Annotated in this window: 16 protein-coding genes; 10 read left to right on the forward strand and 6 right to left on the reverse strand. The window is 52.5% G+C overall.

What is annotated here, in order from left to right:
* Window positions 1–44 precede the first annotated feature (44 nt).
* Window positions 45–1,010, reverse strand: coding sequence for a LysR family transcriptional regulator (locus tag JMJ16_RS31570; RefSeq protein WP_236601756.1), 966 nt, complete (start codon window positions 1,008–1,010; stop codon window positions 45–47).
* A 75-nt stretch (window positions 1,011–1,085) separates the two neighbouring features.
* On the opposite strand from JMJ16_RS31570, the gene JMJ16_RS31575 reads away from it, so the two are divergent.
* The 4 genes from JMJ16_RS31575 to JMJ16_RS31590 all read left to right on the forward strand — a co-directional run bounded on the left by JMJ16_RS31575 (window position 1,086) and on the right by JMJ16_RS31590 (window position 3,605).
* Window positions 1,086–1,256 (forward strand): hypothetical protein, encoded by a 171-nt coding sequence (locus JMJ16_RS31575; protein ID WP_201388064.1) that lies wholly within the window; start codon window positions 1,086–1,088, stop codon window positions 1,254–1,256.
* A gap of 273 nt (window positions 1,257–1,529) precedes the next feature.
* On the forward strand, window positions 1,530–1,943 hold the full coding sequence (locus JMJ16_RS31580) for a two-component system response regulator (RefSeq protein WP_201388066.1): 414 nt from the start codon (window positions 1,530–1,532) through the stop codon (window positions 1,941–1,943).
* A 145-nt stretch (window positions 1,944–2,088) separates the two neighbouring features.
* A complete protein-coding gene (locus JMJ16_RS31585; RefSeq protein ID WP_201388068.1) occupies window positions 2,089–2,931 on the forward strand; it encodes a polyphosphate kinase 2 family protein in 843 nt (280 codons plus the stop codon).
* Between the two features lie 41 nt (window positions 2,932–2,972).
* Entirely contained in the window at window positions 2,973–3,605 is a 633-nt protein-coding gene (locus JMJ16_RS31590; protein ID WP_201388070.1) for a DUF1684 domain-containing protein, read from the forward strand.
* A 21-nt stretch (window positions 3,606–3,626) separates the two neighbouring features.
* Here JMJ16_RS31590 and JMJ16_RS31595 read toward each other — a convergent pair whose 3' ends face one another.
* From JMJ16_RS31595 to JMJ16_RS31605, 3 genes are all read right to left on the reverse strand, one after another.
* Complete coding sequence (locus tag JMJ16_RS31595) at window positions 3,627–3,899, reverse strand: hypothetical protein (protein WP_201388072.1); 273 nt, start codon at window positions 3,897–3,899, stop codon at window positions 3,627–3,629.
* Window positions 3,900–3,981: 82 nt separating this feature from the next.
* The gene (locus JMJ16_RS31600) at window positions 3,982–4,632 is read right to left on the reverse strand and encodes a CYTH domain-containing protein (protein WP_201388074.1); all 651 of its coding nucleotides are present in this window, start codon (window positions 4,630–4,632) and stop codon (window positions 3,982–3,984) included.
* Complete coding sequence (locus JMJ16_RS31605) at window positions 4,629–5,450, reverse strand: radical SAM protein (RefSeq protein WP_201388075.1); 822 nt, start codon at window positions 5,448–5,450, stop codon at window positions 4,629–4,631. The genes JMJ16_RS31600 and JMJ16_RS31605 overlap by 4 nt, the downstream gene beginning before the upstream one ends.
* A gap of 671 nt (window positions 5,451–6,121) precedes the next feature.
* Here JMJ16_RS31605 and JMJ16_RS31610 point away from each other — a divergent pair.
* The 3 genes from JMJ16_RS31610 (at window position 6,122) to JMJ16_RS31620 (ending at window position 8,981) form a co-directional block, all read left to right on the forward strand.
* Complete coding sequence (locus tag JMJ16_RS31610; RefSeq protein ID WP_201388076.1) at window positions 6,122–7,186, forward strand: sugar-binding transcriptional regulator; 1,065 nt, start codon at window positions 6,122–6,124, stop codon at window positions 7,184–7,186.
* A gap of 63 nt (window positions 7,187–7,249) precedes the next feature.
* Window positions 7,250–8,227: a hypothetical protein gene (locus tag JMJ16_RS31615; RefSeq protein WP_201388077.1), complete on the forward strand. Its 978-nt coding sequence runs from the start codon at window positions 7,250–7,252 to the stop codon at window positions 8,225–8,227.
* Window positions 8,228–8,468: 241 nt separating this feature from the next.
* A complete protein-coding gene (locus JMJ16_RS31620; RefSeq protein ID WP_007904707.1) occupies window positions 8,469–8,981 on the forward strand; it encodes a YggT family protein in 513 nt (170 codons plus the stop codon).
* A gap of 115 nt (window positions 8,982–9,096) precedes the next feature.
* On the opposite strand, the gene JMJ16_RS31625 is transcribed toward JMJ16_RS31620, so the two are convergent.
* Window positions 9,097–10,605 (reverse strand): amidase, encoded by a 1,509-nt coding sequence (locus tag JMJ16_RS31625; RefSeq protein ID WP_201388078.1) that lies wholly within the window; start codon window positions 10,603–10,605, stop codon window positions 9,097–9,099.
* Between the two features lie 328 nt (window positions 10,606–10,933).
* On the opposite strand from JMJ16_RS31625, the gene JMJ16_RS31630 reads away from it, so the two are divergent.
* The 3 genes from JMJ16_RS31630 (at window position 10,934) to JMJ16_RS31640 (ending at window position 14,274) form a co-directional block, all read left to right on the forward strand.
* Complete coding sequence (locus JMJ16_RS31630) at window positions 10,934–12,616, forward strand: ATP-binding protein (protein WP_201388079.1); 1,683 nt, start codon at window positions 10,934–10,936, stop codon at window positions 12,614–12,616.
* A gap of 86 nt (window positions 12,617–12,702) precedes the next feature.
* On the forward strand, window positions 12,703–13,329 hold the full coding sequence (locus JMJ16_RS31635) for a bifunctional 4-hydroxy-2-oxoglutarate aldolase/2-dehydro-3-deoxy-phosphogluconate aldolase (RefSeq protein WP_201388080.1): 627 nt from the start codon (window positions 12,703–12,705) through the stop codon (window positions 13,327–13,329).
* A 36-nt stretch (window positions 13,330–13,365) separates the two neighbouring features.
* Complete coding sequence (locus JMJ16_RS31640) at window positions 13,366–14,274, forward strand: sugar kinase (protein ID WP_201388081.1); 909 nt, start codon at window positions 13,366–13,368, stop codon at window positions 14,272–14,274.
* A 71-nt stretch (window positions 14,275–14,345) separates the two neighbouring features.
* Here the strand turns inward: JMJ16_RS31640 and JMJ16_RS31645 are convergent, their stop codons facing one another.
* Window positions 14,346–16,901, reverse strand: a complete 2,556-nt coding sequence (locus JMJ16_RS31645) for an efflux RND transporter permease subunit (RefSeq protein ID WP_236601757.1) — start codon at window positions 16,899–16,901, stop codon at window positions 14,346–14,348.
* Between the last annotated feature and the right edge of the window lie 316 nt (window positions 16,902–17,217).

The raw sequence follows: 17,217 nt of genomic DNA on the forward strand, positions 1-17,217 counted from the left end.
AGAGTGAGACCAGGGAATATGCCTAAAAATTTCTTGAGCGTATTTTACCTTTTTTCTGACGCGATGGCGAGACCACCATGTGGAGAAACCGGCTCTTGTAGGACTTCTCGCGCAACGTTGAGGAAGGATTGAATGGCAGGCGAGAGCCATTTCTCTTTATGCCAGAGCATTTGTGTTAGCACCTGAAAGTGTTGCTCCCCCCACTGGAGGGCGATGAGCTTCCCCTGGGTGATCTCTGTCTCGACCACAAGCGACGGCAGAAAGGCGATGCCCATGCCTGCTATCGCGCATTGCTTGATGGCCTCGACAGTGGTAAACTCCAGGTCGGTCACGGCGTCGACGCCAGCAGCATGGAGTGCGCGCTCAAAGACATTGCGGTAGGTGCATCCTTTCTCGGTGAGGAGAAATTGTTCGCCTCGAATATCTTCGGTCTCTACATAGTGTTTGGCCGCCAGGGGATGATCGGGTGAGACCAGCATTAGCAGGGCTTCCTCTGCGAGCGGCTCGCTTTCAAGCGCGCTGGAGCGCACCTGGTCCTCGAGGACAAAGGCAACATCGATGCTTCCCTCGTGAATGCTCTGGCGTTGGTCCAATGTTGGACGAAAGATCAGGCGCGAACGAGGAAACCTGGCACGAAACTGCTGAAGCACTCCGGGTAAGCGATAGGTGCAGAGCGATTCAGGCGCGCTGATCGTCACGGATCCAACTGGATCTCCATCCTCCATAACCGCGCTTCGCGCCTCATCCACCAACCCCAGAATTTTTTCACTATAGAGGAGCAGCTTCTTCCCTGCCTCAGTAAGTGCCACGCGTTTCCCCAGACGATCAAAGAGCTTGACCCCCAGTTCCTCTTCCAGGGCTTGAATCTGTGTTGTGACACTTGACTGCACATAGTTAAGGGCGATGGCGGTGCGGCTGAAGCTGAGCGTATGCGCCACCATGCGGAACGTGGTGAGTTGGCGTACATCCATGCTGGTTTTCCTATCGTTTTTATCGATGATAGATATCAAAAACGTTTCCTTGACTTGATACTACCACTATATTACACTTATGACAAGGATAAATTCTTATATGCGCATGGAGACATGCAGAAGGATGAGAAGGTTATGGATGCCGCTTTTGTCTTCTTCTTTTTCTTGTTTTTAGGAATTGCTGCCTATCGTTGGGGCACAGATAGCCAAGAAGGACTGAATGGCCTGGAGTGGGAGCGACGCGCGCGCTACTGGGCCACGCACCTGAGATGCAGCCATGAATAGCCTGGGTATACGATGTCGCTTGCCACGGTCACAATAATGGCAATACATCAGGTTGTGTATAGAAGAAGAGACAAAGCATCATCAAACCGATGCTTTGTCTCTTCTTCTATGATTCTGTTAAGAGCACACTTTTGTAGAAGAGGTGATAACAAGAGGCGTGTAGGCATGGTATACTCTAGGGCGTAGGTGTATTGCCATCAATAGACTTGTGTTCTGGAGTAGAAAAAGCCTGAAATCTATTTGTGCGTAGCATATTTGAGAAATGAGGCCTCTATGCCTGCTCGTATCCTCGTCATCAATGATGAAGAGTCAATCCTGGATCTGTTTCGTATGATTCTGGAAAGTGAGGGTTATGAGTTTTGTTCGTCAACTGAGGCTATAGAGAATGTGACCGCAGTCGAAGAACTTGATCCCGACCTGATTATTCTGGATCTGAAACTGGGTATGCAGGAGGAGGGGTGGCTGACGATGCAGAAGATACGCATGTATCCGCCAACACAGAAAATCCCCATCATTCTCTGCACTGCGGCGCTTGAAGAGGCTCGTGAGCAGGAAGAGACTCTGCAAGACAAAGGGATCCCTATTATCTACAAGCCCTTTGATGTGGATGAATTACTTGAAGTGGTACAAAGGATGCTACCTTTTCCAGACACAAAATCTCCTTCTCGCAAGAAACAAGCCCCATAGCCTTGAGCTTGCCTCTGCGTATTGGTGAAGATGTCCTCCTGCTACGCAACGTTTCCCTGTGGCCGACCGTGTCAAGGCATAGAGAACGGAAATCATGTTCTCTGGTATGCGCATATCCTCTAGAGCAGAAAGATGGATGAAAGCTATGAGTAAGGATCTTTTGTGGAAGGTCAAAGAAGGCGATCACGTCAAGCTCAAGGACTATGACCCCGACCACATTGCAAGCCAGATTGATCGTGATGCAGCCGAGAAGCAGTTGCAGAAACTGAGCCAGGAACTAGGAGAGCTCCAGGAGCTGATGACGGCGGCGCAGAAGCATAGCTTTTTGATGATTCTACAGGGGATGGATACCAGTGGTAAGGACGGCACCATTCGTCATGTGTTGAGCTCCTTGAACCCCCAGGGGTGCCAGGTGCATTCATTTAAAGCTCCTTCGCAGGATGAATTGCAACATGATTTTCTCTGGCGTGTCCATCAGCATGTACCACCCAGGGGCATCTTCGGAGTTTTTAATCGCTCACACTACGAGGATGTGTTGGTAGTGCGCGTACATAATCTTGTGCCAGAGGACACCTGGCACAAACGCTATCATATCATTAATGCCTTTGAAGAAATGTTGACTGAGAGCGGTACTATCGTGGTCAAGTTTTTCTTGCATATCAGCAAAGATGAGCAGGCCAGGCGTCTAAAGGCGCGTGAGGACGAGCCAGAGAAGTCCTGGAAGCTTAACGTTGATGATTGGAAGGAGCGACAGTTCTGGGGGGATTACCAGGAGGCGTATGAGGATGCCTTGGGCAAATGTAGCACGAAAGAGGCACCCTGGTATATTGTGCCCGCCAATCATAAGTGGTATCGTAACCTGGCTATTGCCCAGACGCTGGCAGATACGCTGAAGTCATATAAGGACGAATGGCAAAAAGATTTGCTAGCGCGTGGTCAGCGTGAGCTGGAGGCTTTAAAGCAGATGCATGCCCATGCAGAGAAATAGCCCTGCCAAGAACAAAAAATAAAGCATATAGAGGGTTGTCTATGTATCTTGATTTGTATGATTATCGTTTGCGTGTCCAGGCCGTATACTGTGAGCGGAACCAGGCTATACTGACTGGAGAGGATGCAGAGATGGTATGGCGGCGTTTTCGCCAGAGCCGCGACGCACTCTTTGCCCAGCACTCACAGTCGGCGCTTGATGCTGAACAGCGTCGTGTCTTCTCCGGCTTGCGGTACTTCCCATACAATCCTGCGCTCCGCTTTGCGGTCACGATTGAGACTGATGTCGAGCCACAGCGACAGGTCATTACGATGAGCAGTACTGAGCAAATGACCATGCTCACGGTGGGACGTGTGCGTTTCACCGTTGAGCAGGAGCCGGTAACGCTGTATATCTACTGGCTCGATATCTATGGTGGCGGCCTTTTTCTTCCCTTCCGAGACTTGACCAGCCCTGAAGAGGCGTATGGCGGTGGACGCTACCTCTTTGATACCATCAAAGGGAGCGACTGGCTGCCTGTGCCAGGGAAGACGCACCAGCAACAAATCATGCTCGACTTTAATTATGCGTATAATCCATCCTGCGCTTACAATGACGCCTGGATGTGTCCTCTCGCGCCCCGAGAGAATCAATTGCGCGTGCCTCTACGCGCAGGCGAACTGCGTTTTAAGTAAAAGAGCATCTGTGCGCAGGGCCTAGGCGCTTATACGCGTCAGACCAACGGGGGTCGCAGGAGTTTTGTGTAGCTCAACACAGGATTGCTGGACAATGATGAGTCTGGCCTCACCATCGATGATAATGGAGAGTTCATAGAGCGCGGGGGACTGAGCAGTCTCGTTGATAGTGTGTAGTATTTGCACATTGGGATAGATTTCGGCCACAGAAAAATAGGTGCTATGGCCGTAGATATCGCTGAAGGTCATGGAACGACGAAATGCAAGCGCATAAGTATCCTTGGTAGATGGCATGAGTTGAGTCCTCCTTTGGCGAAAAATAGACAGTTAAGAAATGTATCTGCCTTAAACATCGGAAGCGCGTAGATATCCTGGTCTAGCTATCTTGTTGGCTCGGTACAGAGTCGCCGGGTAACTGGTAGACACCTTTGCGGTAGGCCCGGGGATTATGTTGTCGTAACCAAAGTTCAACGTAGCCAATGGGGAGCGGTTCGGTAGCGAATTCCGCGATAAATGTGTAGAGTTGGGTGCGTGCCTGACGCGTATCCGCCTCCTCTGAACACTCGATCTCGGCTTCAAGAAAGTCGCCCAGGCCCGAGACATGATCCACACAGAGTTGGACCGAGTCCAGGCTATACTGCCGGCGCGTATTCTCGATTCGTGCCAGTTCCACCAGGTTGTTTTCCAGCCGGGCGGCCTCCCAGGTGGGCGTAGGGTTCCAGGTGGGAAGAAAATGGTTAAAGAGTTCGTTCATCGCCGCCGCTTGATCGGGCTGTGGTTGGAGTGCAAAAGCACGCTCAGTACTCTGAATATGGGCTTTCTCCGCCTGTTCATTGAACTTAAGCTCAAGCTTTTGCTGGTTGCGTACTCGCAGGAAAACCGCCCTCTGGAGCAGGTCCCAATCAGGTGTATCGTAGTAGACATCGACATTGTGGATGTGCCGCTCGAAGCGGGCCTCGCGTAACCTGGCTTCAAGCAAGGGCCGCGCTTGAGGCGCGACAGCGCATTTTACTTCAACTTCAATCATGCCACTGCCCTCCTCTGGCTCAGGCCCGCCATGGCATCAGCCGATGAAGTGTACACCGTTCCCTCTTTCTTCTCAATGAAGGTTGCGAGCCTTTGGAGGCGTGCCTCGTCTTCATAACGGGTCCATTCCGGAGCGTGCGCGGACCAGGAGACGGTTGCTCTCCGGCTGGGTACCTGTGTCAGTACCTCGGGCGGAATGAAACGCGCGAATTGTCCACGGTCATCGACGTAGAGCGGCCCAAGCACAAAGCCATCACAGCCTGCTAGCAGAGCCTCGGCCACCAGGCGCTCGTATTCAAGGTCTGGAATATGGGGAAGGATAGGGCGTACAGCGATAAAGACAGGAATGCCAAGGCGTTTCAAGCTAGCAACGGTCTGCATACGCTCGGCAGGTGAGGGGGTATGAGGCTCGACAAGCGGGGCAGAGTCCCAGCAACTGACAGATACCAGCGCGCTTAAGGTTGTATCATACGCTTCCATCTGGCTTTGAATAGCGGCTAATCCCTCTAGTGTGGTGGCGTTCATCGCGCCCTTTGTGCTGAAATTAACATCTTTACCGTAAGTGGCCAGTCGCCCTAGCATAGCTATTCCTCGCTCGGGACGTGCGAAAGGGTCGCCATCATAGCCAAATTGGATTGTATCAAAGGCAGCTTCGTGCGCGAAAGCATCAAACTGTGTAAGAACTTCCTCTGGATCTACACGCGAAAGTCCAACCTCACCACCACGCGTATAGCAGTAGCGGCAACCAAAGGGGCAGGGCTCCCCAACCGGGACAAGAACGCGATTCTTTTCAACTTTGAACATGATGCGCTTCTTCATAAATAACCCCTTTCAAACTCACCCCTACTCGCGATTTTGGGTATGTCATACTATGGACCTGACAAGCGTAAGTGCGCTTGTAGACGTATGACATTCTGGATATTTCTTTAACTCTCCCAGTAAGAGTATAACATAGAATTGTTAATTAGAATACAATTTATGCTAAATTGTAAATTTTGTAGCATTTGCGCAAATGATAGGATGATTCCGAGGATAGTCTTAAACCGGCTTTTTTAAGGCAGTTGCTATAGGTGCAGGAAATCTGCATTTGCTGTTTAATATATGTTTTCACGAAGACATATGTAAGCTATTGCCTGTGCAGAAAATACTTGTAAACGAAGTAGTCGATTTGAGGCTATTGTTTACGCCTGCTCGGGAAAAGAGCGACTGTTGTGTTTTTGTAAAAGATAGTTGCTATGTTCTTTCTAATGATGCATAGTAGCAATATGTAGCCTTATGTAGAAAAGAGTGCCCTTGTCATGCAAAGTTGCTAAAGAAAACATTTTGAGAATACATATGTTAAATACTTGCATTGCCTATGAATATAGAGTATGCTCTTCTTGCAATATAAAAGCTAGATGTTTGTATGCTTCGCTATATCCACCCCATAGTCTGGCCATGTTGCTCTGAGATATCAAAACCCGGTTCATATGGAAAGGAATTGAGATGCTATGCCAGTAGATGGGCCACAAGTAGGCGGTTCCGAGGCGAGGTTACTCGGTGACGAGCGCTTTCTTCGTAGAGTTGCATATCTCTACTATGAAGAGGGAAATTCTCAAGAGGTGATCGCTGAGAGGGAGTATTGCTCCAGGCAGACCGTAAGTAAGGCACTCCAGAAGGCTAAAGAGCGAGGCATTGTGCGTATTTCGATTGTGCCCGATCTGCGCGCAGGCTTTTTGCGGAACCTGGCGCGTGATGTGCGCATAGAACTGGGACTGGAAGACCTGGTTCTTGTTCCGGGTCGCAGCTTTGATCATCTGAAAGAGTGCCAGTCGTCCTTTGACGAGGTTGTGATTGAAATTACAACCGCGGCGGCTGATTACCTTGATCAGCTTTTGAAAGATGGAGATAAGCTGGCTATCTGTGGTGGTAAGACATTTATGCGCAACGTGGAGCGATACCTTAAACCAACGAAGCTATTACCCAATCTCGATGTTGTCGCAACGATTGGTTTCGTCCAAGCTCACACTACCTATGGCGATGCGAACTTGATCGCGCATGATATTGCGGTTGCTTATGGAGGAAGACATACCTGGTTTTGTGCAGGGGCATTTTTCCCCAATGCCACACCTGATTTTAACTTAGATGGATTTAAGGCCCTGATTCGACAGTATCCTATGCTAGATGACGCCTATTCGCTGTATGAGGAGGTCTCGATTTTTATGTTGAGTGTCTGGCCTCCTCACACGAATGATGATGTTGTCACGCACGGTATTATCTCTCCGGAACAGATGCAGGCCATGGATAATCTCCATCCAGTGGCTGATATTAACCACTGGGTGTTTGATGCCAAGGGACGCTGTATCAATGAGCTTATGGACTCGCCTCCCTATTACCTTACAGGGTTTGAGATTCCTCGCTTAAAGGAGGTATTACAGGGCAGCGGCAAGAAGTCGATTCTTGTCGCTGGCGGCGGTCCAGACTATATTCCCGCCATTCGTGCCGCTTTGAGAGCTGGTGTGGCTAACATCTTAATCACTGACCATGTGACCGCCCAGCTTTTGTTGGAAATCTGAGTACGACATACCCACCCAGGCTATATAAAGGATGCGGCAAGCTGCTGTATTGAAGAGCATACCTTGCCGCAATATAAGCTGATGGAACATATACATATACCCCCACTTTATTGTCCCTTTGAGCCGCGTGTCAGCCCGCATGTCCAGATTGTCCAGGACCATACACAGGGCTGGGTGCAGCATTTCCGTCTGCTGAAGGATGAGGCTACGCGCCATTTCGCAGCAGCACGGATGGGTTGGCTCGTCGCGCGTTGCTATCCCACGGCGACAGTGGGTGAGCTCTCGTTGCTTGCTGATTGGCTCACCTGGTTGTTTCTTGTGGATGATCTTTTTAGTGAAGGGGCGATGAGCCAGCACCCAAAACAAATACAGTTTATTATGAATGAGTTTATTGTCACTCTTTACGGCATATCCGCGAATTTTAAGAAACCATTAACGGAAGCGCTGCATGATCTCTGGTCGCGAACAGCACAGGAGGCGACTGCACCCTGGCAAGCGCGCTTTAAACGCCACCTGGTCGCCAATTACTTCGCCGGTACATGTTGGGAGGCGGATAATCGAGCGCAGGGGCGCGTGCCGGACGTGGACACATATATTGAAAATCGTCGGAGCTCTAGCGGTATGCTCATGGGGATCGACTTTATTGATTTTGTGGAGCGTATCTCCTTTCCAAGTACTTTGCGCTTGAGTGATGCTTTTCAAGCGACCCTGCGCATGACAAACAATATTGTGTGCTGGGCTAATGATATCGTTTCTCTGAGGAAGGAGATAGAGCATCATGATGTCAATAATCTGGTGCTCGTGTTGCAACATACCTATCAATTGCCTTTACAGGATGCTATAAATATAACATCTGAAATGATAGAGAGAGAGACGAAGGATTTCCTCCTGGCTGAACAGCGGCTGATTACGCATTTCCCCCTCTTTGAGGAGCAATTGCAACACTATACCGCAGCACTGCGCGCATTGATACGAGGAAATCTAGACTGGTCGCTTGAAACTGCACGCTACTTACAAAAAGAGTCTACCGTCGGGAAATGAGGGATAAGGTGGCGAAGAAAGTCCTCCGGTGGTACCCGAGGTTTGGGTATGTGAGCAATAACAGGCTGAAGCGTTATACTGAGTAGACAGGGCTAGATTCGTCTGTCTGGCAGATGTGCTTGAGAGTCTGAACGCAGGTACGTTTCGTAATAATCTTATGGAACGGGTTTTCTGTGTTTTGTTCTGTCCGCGATATTTAGAGTGGTAGCAGGCTGATTGAGTTCCAAGGAGGAGACATCGTATGAGTAATCAACCTTATGGGTCGGATCCACGATATCCGCAGCAAGGTTATCAACAGGCTCAAGAACCAACGGAACCTGTCTATGATGAGCGAGTGTACAGAAGAAATGAAGGCGATGGCTATGTCCAGAGCCAGCAGGAGCGTTATGTCGGACCCAATCAGGTGGAGCGGCGCGAGGAGGTCTACGTTAATCCTGATGTGCAGCGGGCCAAGATGCGCTATTGGGTGGCGGCAACCATCTACTTTATCCTCAGCGTGCTAGAAATTATCCTGCTTTTGCGCTTTATCTTCCGCCTGTTGGGCGCCAATGAATCTAACGGCTTCGTCAAGGGGCTGTATGATCTAAGCTATGTCTTTATGGGACCTTTCAAAGGCATTTTTAGTGATCCATCTTTTGGCCAGGCGAGCATGTTCGAGATCTCAACACTGATTGCGATGCTCATCTATGCCCTGATTGCCTGGGGCCTGGTGGCGCTGAGCCGGGTCGCGTTGGGCCCCACGGTACGCGCTTAAAGAACTTCTCACCACTATGTGGCTTGCAGGGTGATGAAACGAGGGGAAATATCTTCAGTATTTCCCCTCGTTTCATCACCCTGCTCAGCGTCGTAGACGCTGAGAACATCTCTTTTTATTTGACTTCGATCGTATCTAGATATTTTGGGGCCCTTCGGGCATGAGTACCTTGCTCAAAGGCGTAGGCGAGGCGGATAAGGGTTGCTTCGCTGTAAGCGCGGCCCATAAAGGTCAGCCCTACGGGAAGCTCAAAGACAAAGCCTGCCGGGACGGTGATCGCGGGGTAGCCCGCCAGGGCCGCGGGCTGAGAGCTTCCACCGAGTGGATGGTCTCCATCGATGACATCAATGCACCAGGCGGGGGCACCTGTGGGCATGATCAGGGCGTCCAGGTTATACTGTTCCATAATGGCATCAATCCCCTCCTGGCGCGAGAAGCGGCGATTCTCCTCCAGGGCGTGCAGATAGGTAGAATCATCCAATCCCACTGTCTCCTGGGCGCGCAGGAGTATTTCCTGTCCAAAATAGGGTAATTCCTCGGTGGCATGAGCCTTGTTAAAGGCGATGATCTCCTCCAAGCTGCGCACGGGGCTACTTTCGAGATCTGCCAGGTAGCTATTAAGGTCGGCCTTAAACTCATGCAGCAAGACGATCATCTCGCTTTGGGACTCGCTCATCTGCTTGGCTGTGGGAATATTGGCGGGATCAATAATCTCAGCTCCCAGGCTCCGTAATTGCTCGATAGCCTCTTCAATAATGGCGTCCGCCCTGGCGCTATAGCCAAAATAGACATCGCGTGCCACCCCAATGCGCGCTCCCTTTAACCCATTGCCATCGAGGAATTTCGTGTAGTCAATTGCCTCTGGATGAGGATTCTCGTGACTTGTCGGGTCGAGCTCATCGGGGCCGGTAATGGCGCTTAGAAGGGCGGCGGCGTCTGCGACCGTGCGCGCCATTGGACCAACTGTATCCTGGCTATGCGCGATAGGTACCACACCCGCGCGGCTGGTCAGACCGACTGTTGGTTTGATGCCGACAAGACAGGAGACGGCTGAGGGACAGAGGATAGAACCATCGGTCTCAGTTCCCAGAGCTGCGGTGGCCAGGTTTGCAGCAATGGCCGTGCCTGAGCCGGAACTGGAGCCACAGGGTGTGCGATTGAGCACATAGGGGTTGCGGGTCTGACCTCCTCGGCCACTCCAACCACTGGAGGAGGCGTCTGAGCGAAAGTTGGCCCATTCGCTGAGGTTGGTTTTCCCCAGGAGAATGGCTCCCGCTTCGCGGAGTTTGCGCGCCACCGTTGCGTCGCGACGTGGGCGTGATCCAAGCAGCGCCAAGGAGCCAGCGGTGGTCTCCATCTGGTCAGTGGTAGCGATGTTATCTTTGAGCAGGATGGGAATGCCGTGGAGTGGACCTCGTGGCCCCGTGTTTCGGCGCTCCTCGTCAAGCGCATCGGCGATCTCAAGGGCCTCGGGATTGATCTCAAGGACAGATCGCAGGTGTGGCCCCTGCTGGTCAAACTGCTGGATGCGTTCGATATAGTCTTCGGTTAACTGGCGCGCGGTGAGGCGCCCGGAGCCCATGGCGGCTTGTAGCTCGGCAATGCTTGCCTCTTCCAATCGCATATATACCCTTTCTGCACGGAGGAAGTTTGATCTCTTTGTGTATATATGCTCTGGAAAGCGTGTTCCTCACATTGGCTAACATACGAATAAGCTTAGTACTTTGAAGGGGGAAACCAAAATGGCTAGGCAAGGACCTTAATCACTATCCTGTGAATAAAAAATGTCGAGAAAGCTTTATAACATAGTAGTTGACCTTTGCATCAGTAGTGTGGTGCCCTTCTGTTGATTCGAGTGCATAAAAGCCCTTTGCTTATATGCCTGATCTTTTTGCTGAGAGTGCGCATATATGCTTCAGTGTTAGCTTATTATTCCAGGGAGTGAACCACCCATGTCTACCCAGATTAAGCAGGAGAGAATGCCAGATTTTCGTCAAGAGATACCACCTGAAACTGATAAATTGTTGGTATGCTCCGCCTCGCCCGCTTTCAAAGTGCGTGTGCCCTGGACTGTGCGCCTCAAAAATTTTCTCCAGTCTTCTTCATTCTCACCCGAATGGCTTCCTCCCTCCTTACAATCTCCTTTTGTTGGGTATCTTCTGGCGGTGCTGCTCCCTATCTTGATGGTTGGGTGTGTGTACCTGATTACATGTTTTTTGCCTTCGTTTCGCTTTGCGAGCGCTCCCATTATCCTGGCCGTTGTTCTCATCTCATTGGGTTGGGGAACGCTCGCCGGTTTGCTTGCTACCCTGGTGGGGACGCTCGCATTGACAATCTTAGTCGTTCCCTCGCTGATGCCACTGACCTTTGATCATGATGAGTATGTCTATAGCGCGATTATGTTTACAATTATTGGCATCAGCTTGAGCCTACTTACCAGCCAGACTCAGCATGCCCGTCGGCAGTCTACAAGAGCGCAAGTTTCCGCTGAATCTACCAGGGGCTTTCTCTACCATATCCTCATGCATGCGCCGACTCCTATTGCGGTTGTGAGCGTGCCTGAATATCGTTTTGAGTTGATCAATTCCCATGCCTCTCGTTGCTTTGGCATGTGCGCCTCCACGATTCTTGGGAGATCGGTAGGTGAGGTCATTACGCATGATGATATTCACCAGGTTATCCCGGCTCTCGATTGGGTTCAGAAGACTGGGAATGAATTATCCCTTCAGGAGCGCCCTTTCTTTGTTGATCTACGTTGTGATGGCAGGCGTGTGAAGCAGTACTTTAATATCTACTATCAGCCGATGTTTAGCCTGCAAGGCGCGCTGGATGGCATTATCATCTTTGGCGTGGATATAACTGAACAGGTAGAAGCGCGGCAGAAGATTGAACAGCTACTCTCCCAACTCGATAGCTTTATCGGGGTGGTGGCCCATGAATTGCGTACGCCTTTAACTGCTACCAAGACCAGTCTGCAAATCGCGCAGCGCAAATTGAAGCGCACATTCACAACGCAACCGCTGCCGGGCGTCTCTCTGCAAAAAAATGAGGTGTTGGGCGTGTTAAGTAAGAATCTCATGCGGGCGGAGCAACAGGTGGACCTGCAAAATCGCCTGGTAGGAGATTTATTGGACGCGTCCCGTATGCGTTCTGATCGCCTGGAACTGCATTCCAGGCACTGCGACATCACACGTATTGTTCAGGAGTGTGTCGATGTACAACGTGAGCAACACCCCCAACGTGTGCTGACATTGAAGATGCCCTCAACTCAGGATATCTCGATCATGGCCGATCCTGACCGCGTTGGACAGGTGGTGACGAATTATCTCACCAATGCGCTTAAATATTCCGATGCGGAATACCCCGTCGCGGTTGAGGTCACGTTGGAAGGGACAGATGTGCGTGTCTTTGTAAGTGATCAGGGGCCGGGCCTCCAGCCGGAGCAGCAGGAATGTCTCTGGGACCGCTTCTACCGGGTGCCGGGTATTCATGTGCGTAGCGGTTCCGGTATTGGCCTGGGACTGGGTTTGTATATCTGTCGCTCTATCATGGAGCGCCTGGGAGGAACAACAGGCGTGCAAAGCCGTCCAGGTGAGGGTTCGACCTTCTGGTTCACGTTGCCTGTGAGTGCGTAGTAGGCAGGGTGGCAGGAAATATGATACGCTGCTAGCATGGCCATTCGATATATTAAATGTATCATCGATATTGTGAGGGGGGAAGTATGTCAACTGTTCTTGAACATATCTTACGGAGTCGCCTGGTCGCCATTGTGCGCCTGGATCACTATGAAAATGCCTTAGATATCGCTCGCGCGCTCCTGGCGGGTGGCGTCACCGAGATTGAATTCACGCTGACCGGTACGGGTGCCAACCAGGCCATTACCGAGGTGCGCTCGACCCTGGGCGAGCAGGTGCGTATCGGTGTTGGCTCGGTACTGGAGGCTCGTGCGGCTGAAGAGGCGATTGCCGCAGGGGCGCAATTTGTGATTACACCTGTCGTTGTGCCTGATGTCATTGTCGCTTGTAAAGCGGCTGGAGTTCCTATTTTGTGTGGAGCATTGACTCCAACCGAGGCTCTAAACGCGTATCGCGCGGGAGCTGATCTCATCAAAATTTTCCCCGCACGCGTAGGTGGACCACAATATATTAAGGATATCCTGGCGCCTCTGCCGCAGTTGCGTGTCGTTCCAACTGGTGGGGTTAGACCGGAGAACGCGCGCGCCTACCTGGATGCGGGCGCTGTCGCCGTCGCCATGGGCGGCAATCTCGTTTCGGCGAAGGCGGTTGCGGTCGGCGACTGGAACTATATCACGGCCCAGGCACGTGCCGCCGTCGAGTCGGTGCGCTAAGATGGGGCACTGTTGTGATGGTAAAGGGAGCGTCTCATGTATGATGTGGTAACGCTTGGCGAGTGCATGGCCGTGCTCTATCCCACCGAACCAGTCCCAATGGATCGCGTCTCCACGTTAACGCTTGATATCGCGGGGGCTGAATCGAATACGGCCATTGGCTTGAGCCAGTTGGGACATCATGTGCGTTTTGTGAGCCAGGTGGGCAATGATTCGCTTGGACAGCGTATTCGAACCGCGCTGGCGCAAGAGGGTGTGGATACCACATATCTCTTGACTGATTCGGACGCCCAGACAGGCGTCTTCTTCCGCGAGTGGCTACCAGATGGGGCAAGGCGTGTGCAGTATTATCGACGTGCCTCCGCCGCCAGCAGGCTCAGCCCCGAGCACCTGAAGCCGGAGATGTTCGCGGGCGCACGTATCGTGCATATGACAGGTATCACTCCCGCGTTGAGCGAGACGTGCGCAGCCAGCGTGGCACACGCCATAGAACTGGCACATGAGGCGGGTGCGCTGGTCTCCTTTGATCCAAATTATCGCGCACCTCTATGGAGCGTGGAGGCTGCACGCGTGGCTCTTCTTCCGCTCATGGCCCAGGCTGATATCCTGCTACTGGGCCACGAAGACGCGCATGCCATCCTGGGAACGCATAATGAGGAAGAGGTGCTTGCCCCTATGCCAGGTTTTCGCGCCCAGGTAGTCGTATTGAAGCAAGCCGAAAAAGGGGCCTGCGCCAGGGCAGGGGAGACATGTGTCATGGTTCCCGCGACACCAGTGGCAGAGGTTATTGACCCGGTAGGCGCGGGCGATGGCTTTAATGCGGGTTTCCTCTCGGGTTGGCTACGTGGTTATGCGCTTGCTGATGCCTTGCGCCTGGGGGCACGGGTGGGCGCGCAGATCGTCTCCCAGACAGGCGACTATGTACACAGTCGCGATAGGACCTAGTCAGATATTGTCAGGTATTTAAAAAAGGGCCCTCGAAGCAGACCTGCTTCGAGGGCCCTTTTGTGTTTCATTTAGTGAACGGCTGCTACCTCAGGTGAAGTAGGTGTTTCGTCGATGACTGGGGCTGGGGGAGGCGTGGGGGAGCCGGAGCGACCACGCGCACTCTCCGCGATGACATAGAGCGTCGGAACCACGATCAGGGTCAGGATGGTTGAGGTCGTCAGACCACCGATGACCACAATGGCCAGCGGGCGAGAGATGAAGCCACCCGAGCCTGCACCACCGATACCCAGCACCATTGGCATCAGAGCCAGGATGGTCGCGATAGCCGTCATCAGGATGGGGCGCAGACGATGGCGTCCACCCTCAACAATCGCTTCGCGGGCCGTCATCCCCTGCTCGCGATACTGGCGTACCAGGTCAAGCAAGACGATGGCGTTAGTGACCACGATACCGACCAGCATCAGGAAGCCGATGAGCGCTGCGGCGCCCAGAGGGGTGTCAGTTGCCAGCAGAAGAATGAGTGAGCCCGTTGCGGCAAAGGGAATCGAGATCAGCAGGATAACAGGCTGCAAGAGGCTACGGAAGGTCACAACCATGATGACGTAGACTAGCATGATCGCGATGAGTACTGCGAGCCCCAGCTGACGGAAGGTATCGGCTTGATCGGAAGTAATGCCACCCAGGGAGACCTTGGCGCCGGAAGGCACGCTCAGCTTGTCCAGGGCCTGCTGCACGTTGGCACTGACTGCGCCGACATTGCTATCAGTCACAGTCGCATTGACTGTGGCTGTACGATTGCCATCGATATGCGTGATCTGCGTTGGCCCATTGACCTGGGTCACCGTCGCGATATCCCCGATCTTGACGCTGCCAGTGGTCGTGGGGATGCTCAGCGTTTTGATCGCGTCGATATTCGAGGCGGGATTGCCCACGAAGAGATCGACATCCTGCTGGCTGCCATTCACAGTGATATGCGTCACCGTCGAGCCAGAGTAGACCAGGCGGATGTTCTGCGCGACCTGGATGGGGGTCATGCCGATTTTGCCAGCCTTGGTCGAATCAACCACAATATTGTATTGCGGAGAGGCCGAGGTCAGACTGCTGGTGATATCAGCCAGGCCCGAGATGTTTGAGATGCTGTCTTGGACCTGCTTGGTAGCATCATTGAGCGTCTGATCATCGTTGGCCTGAATATTGATGGCGATGCTGGAATTCGTTGGACCCGAGTTGCCCGCTGAAACTGTCAGCGTACCCAGGCTTTTATCCGTCTCCAGGCGGTCGCGGAGATTTTTCTCAAAGGTGGTCTGATCAATACCATCTTTGGTTACGATGGTGAAGCTAATGGCGTTAGAGCCACTACCACCAGAGAGTGATGAGAAGCTACCCGCGGAACCAACGGTTATCTGGTAGGTTTTGATGTCGGAGAGATCGGAGATGGATTGCTCGATCTGCTTGGCGATTTCATCACTCTTATCCAGGCTCGTCGCAGGTGGGAGCGTCAGGCTAACGCTATAGGCTCCCTGATTGGATGAACCAAAGAGGTTCGTTTTCAGTCCGCCCGCAAAGACAAATGAGACGACCAGTAGCGCGATAGCGGCAACGACCAGGACGGTGCGCTGCCACCAGGCACCCGTGACCCAGCGTATAATTGCCACATAGGCGCGTTCAAGCCAGGAGTCAGAATGCTTTTTGACTTTGTGCTTTTTGGCGAGTGTCTCAGCTTTAGGTGCCTTGAGGAACCAGTAGGCTAGAACAGGAATAACGGTTAGCGCCACTAAGAGCGAGGCCAGCAGGGCGATGGTCACTGCCACCGAGAAGGAGCGGAAGAACTCACCAACCAGGCCGCTCGTAAAGGCGATGGGGAGGAAGACCGCCACAGTCGTCAGGGTCGAGGCTGTTACCGCGCCTGCGACTTCTCGTACGCCGTTGAGCACGGCGCTTTTCTTCTCCTCACCCTCTTGCAGGTGACGATAAATGTTCTCCAGAACGACGATCGAGTCGTCCACCACGCGTCCTACGGCGATGGTTAGACCACCGAGTGTCAGGATATTGAGAGTATATTGGCCAATAGAAAGACCTATCAAAGCAATAACGATGGAGAGCGGAATGGAGACCGCGGTCACCAGCGTCGAGCGCAATGAGAAGAGGAAGAGCAGGATCACTACGATGGCGAAGAAGGCGCCGATCAGGCCCTCGCGCGTCAGGTCGTTCACCGACTGGGTGATAGTGGGAGCCTGGTCAGAGATGACCGAGACCTTCGCGCCATGCCCCAGTTTATTCTGGAGAGCGGTGATGTCCTGATTGACGGCCTGTGAAATCGAGACTGTATTGCCGCTCGTGGTTTTGACCAGCGAGATGCCCAGGCTGGGTTGCCCATTGGTGCGTGTGAGCGAGGTCGAAGGCGAGAGATCCTCTTTCACCGTCGCGACATCTTGTAGCTTGACTGGTTTAGCGGGCGCGAAAGTCTGTGTCGTGTTCGCACCAGGGATGGTAAAGCCCCCGCCCGTGCTCGTACCTGGAATAGTAACTGTGCCGGGGAAGCTGGAACCTGTAGAGGCCGACTGGCTGCCAACGACCAGGTTTTTCAGGTCGTCCAGCGAATTAAGGGTGTTGCCCGCGGTCACTGGAGTTAATTTACAGTGAAGTCACTGGAGAGAAGCTAGAGCGCCTTATCACGCTCCTAGAGCGCATAGCTGTGTAGTAAGCCAAAGGCGACGTAGAGCACGACCAGGGCGTATGCAAGAGTGTGTACGTCCTCTCTTTTTGCCTACTTTATAGGCCCCTTATCCCCTCCTATCGTGGTGATACATAGTATTATTAGGGGGTTTTATGGGCCTTTATTGCTGGCTTCCTGGTGTCTGTTTATAACCCTGGTCTAATACATATCAGAAGGCCCCATACCATAACCCCCGCCTACAGTTGCGCTACGTCGTTCCTTCT

The sequence above is a fragment of the Ktedonobacter sp. SOSP1-52 genome (assembly GCF_016587395.1).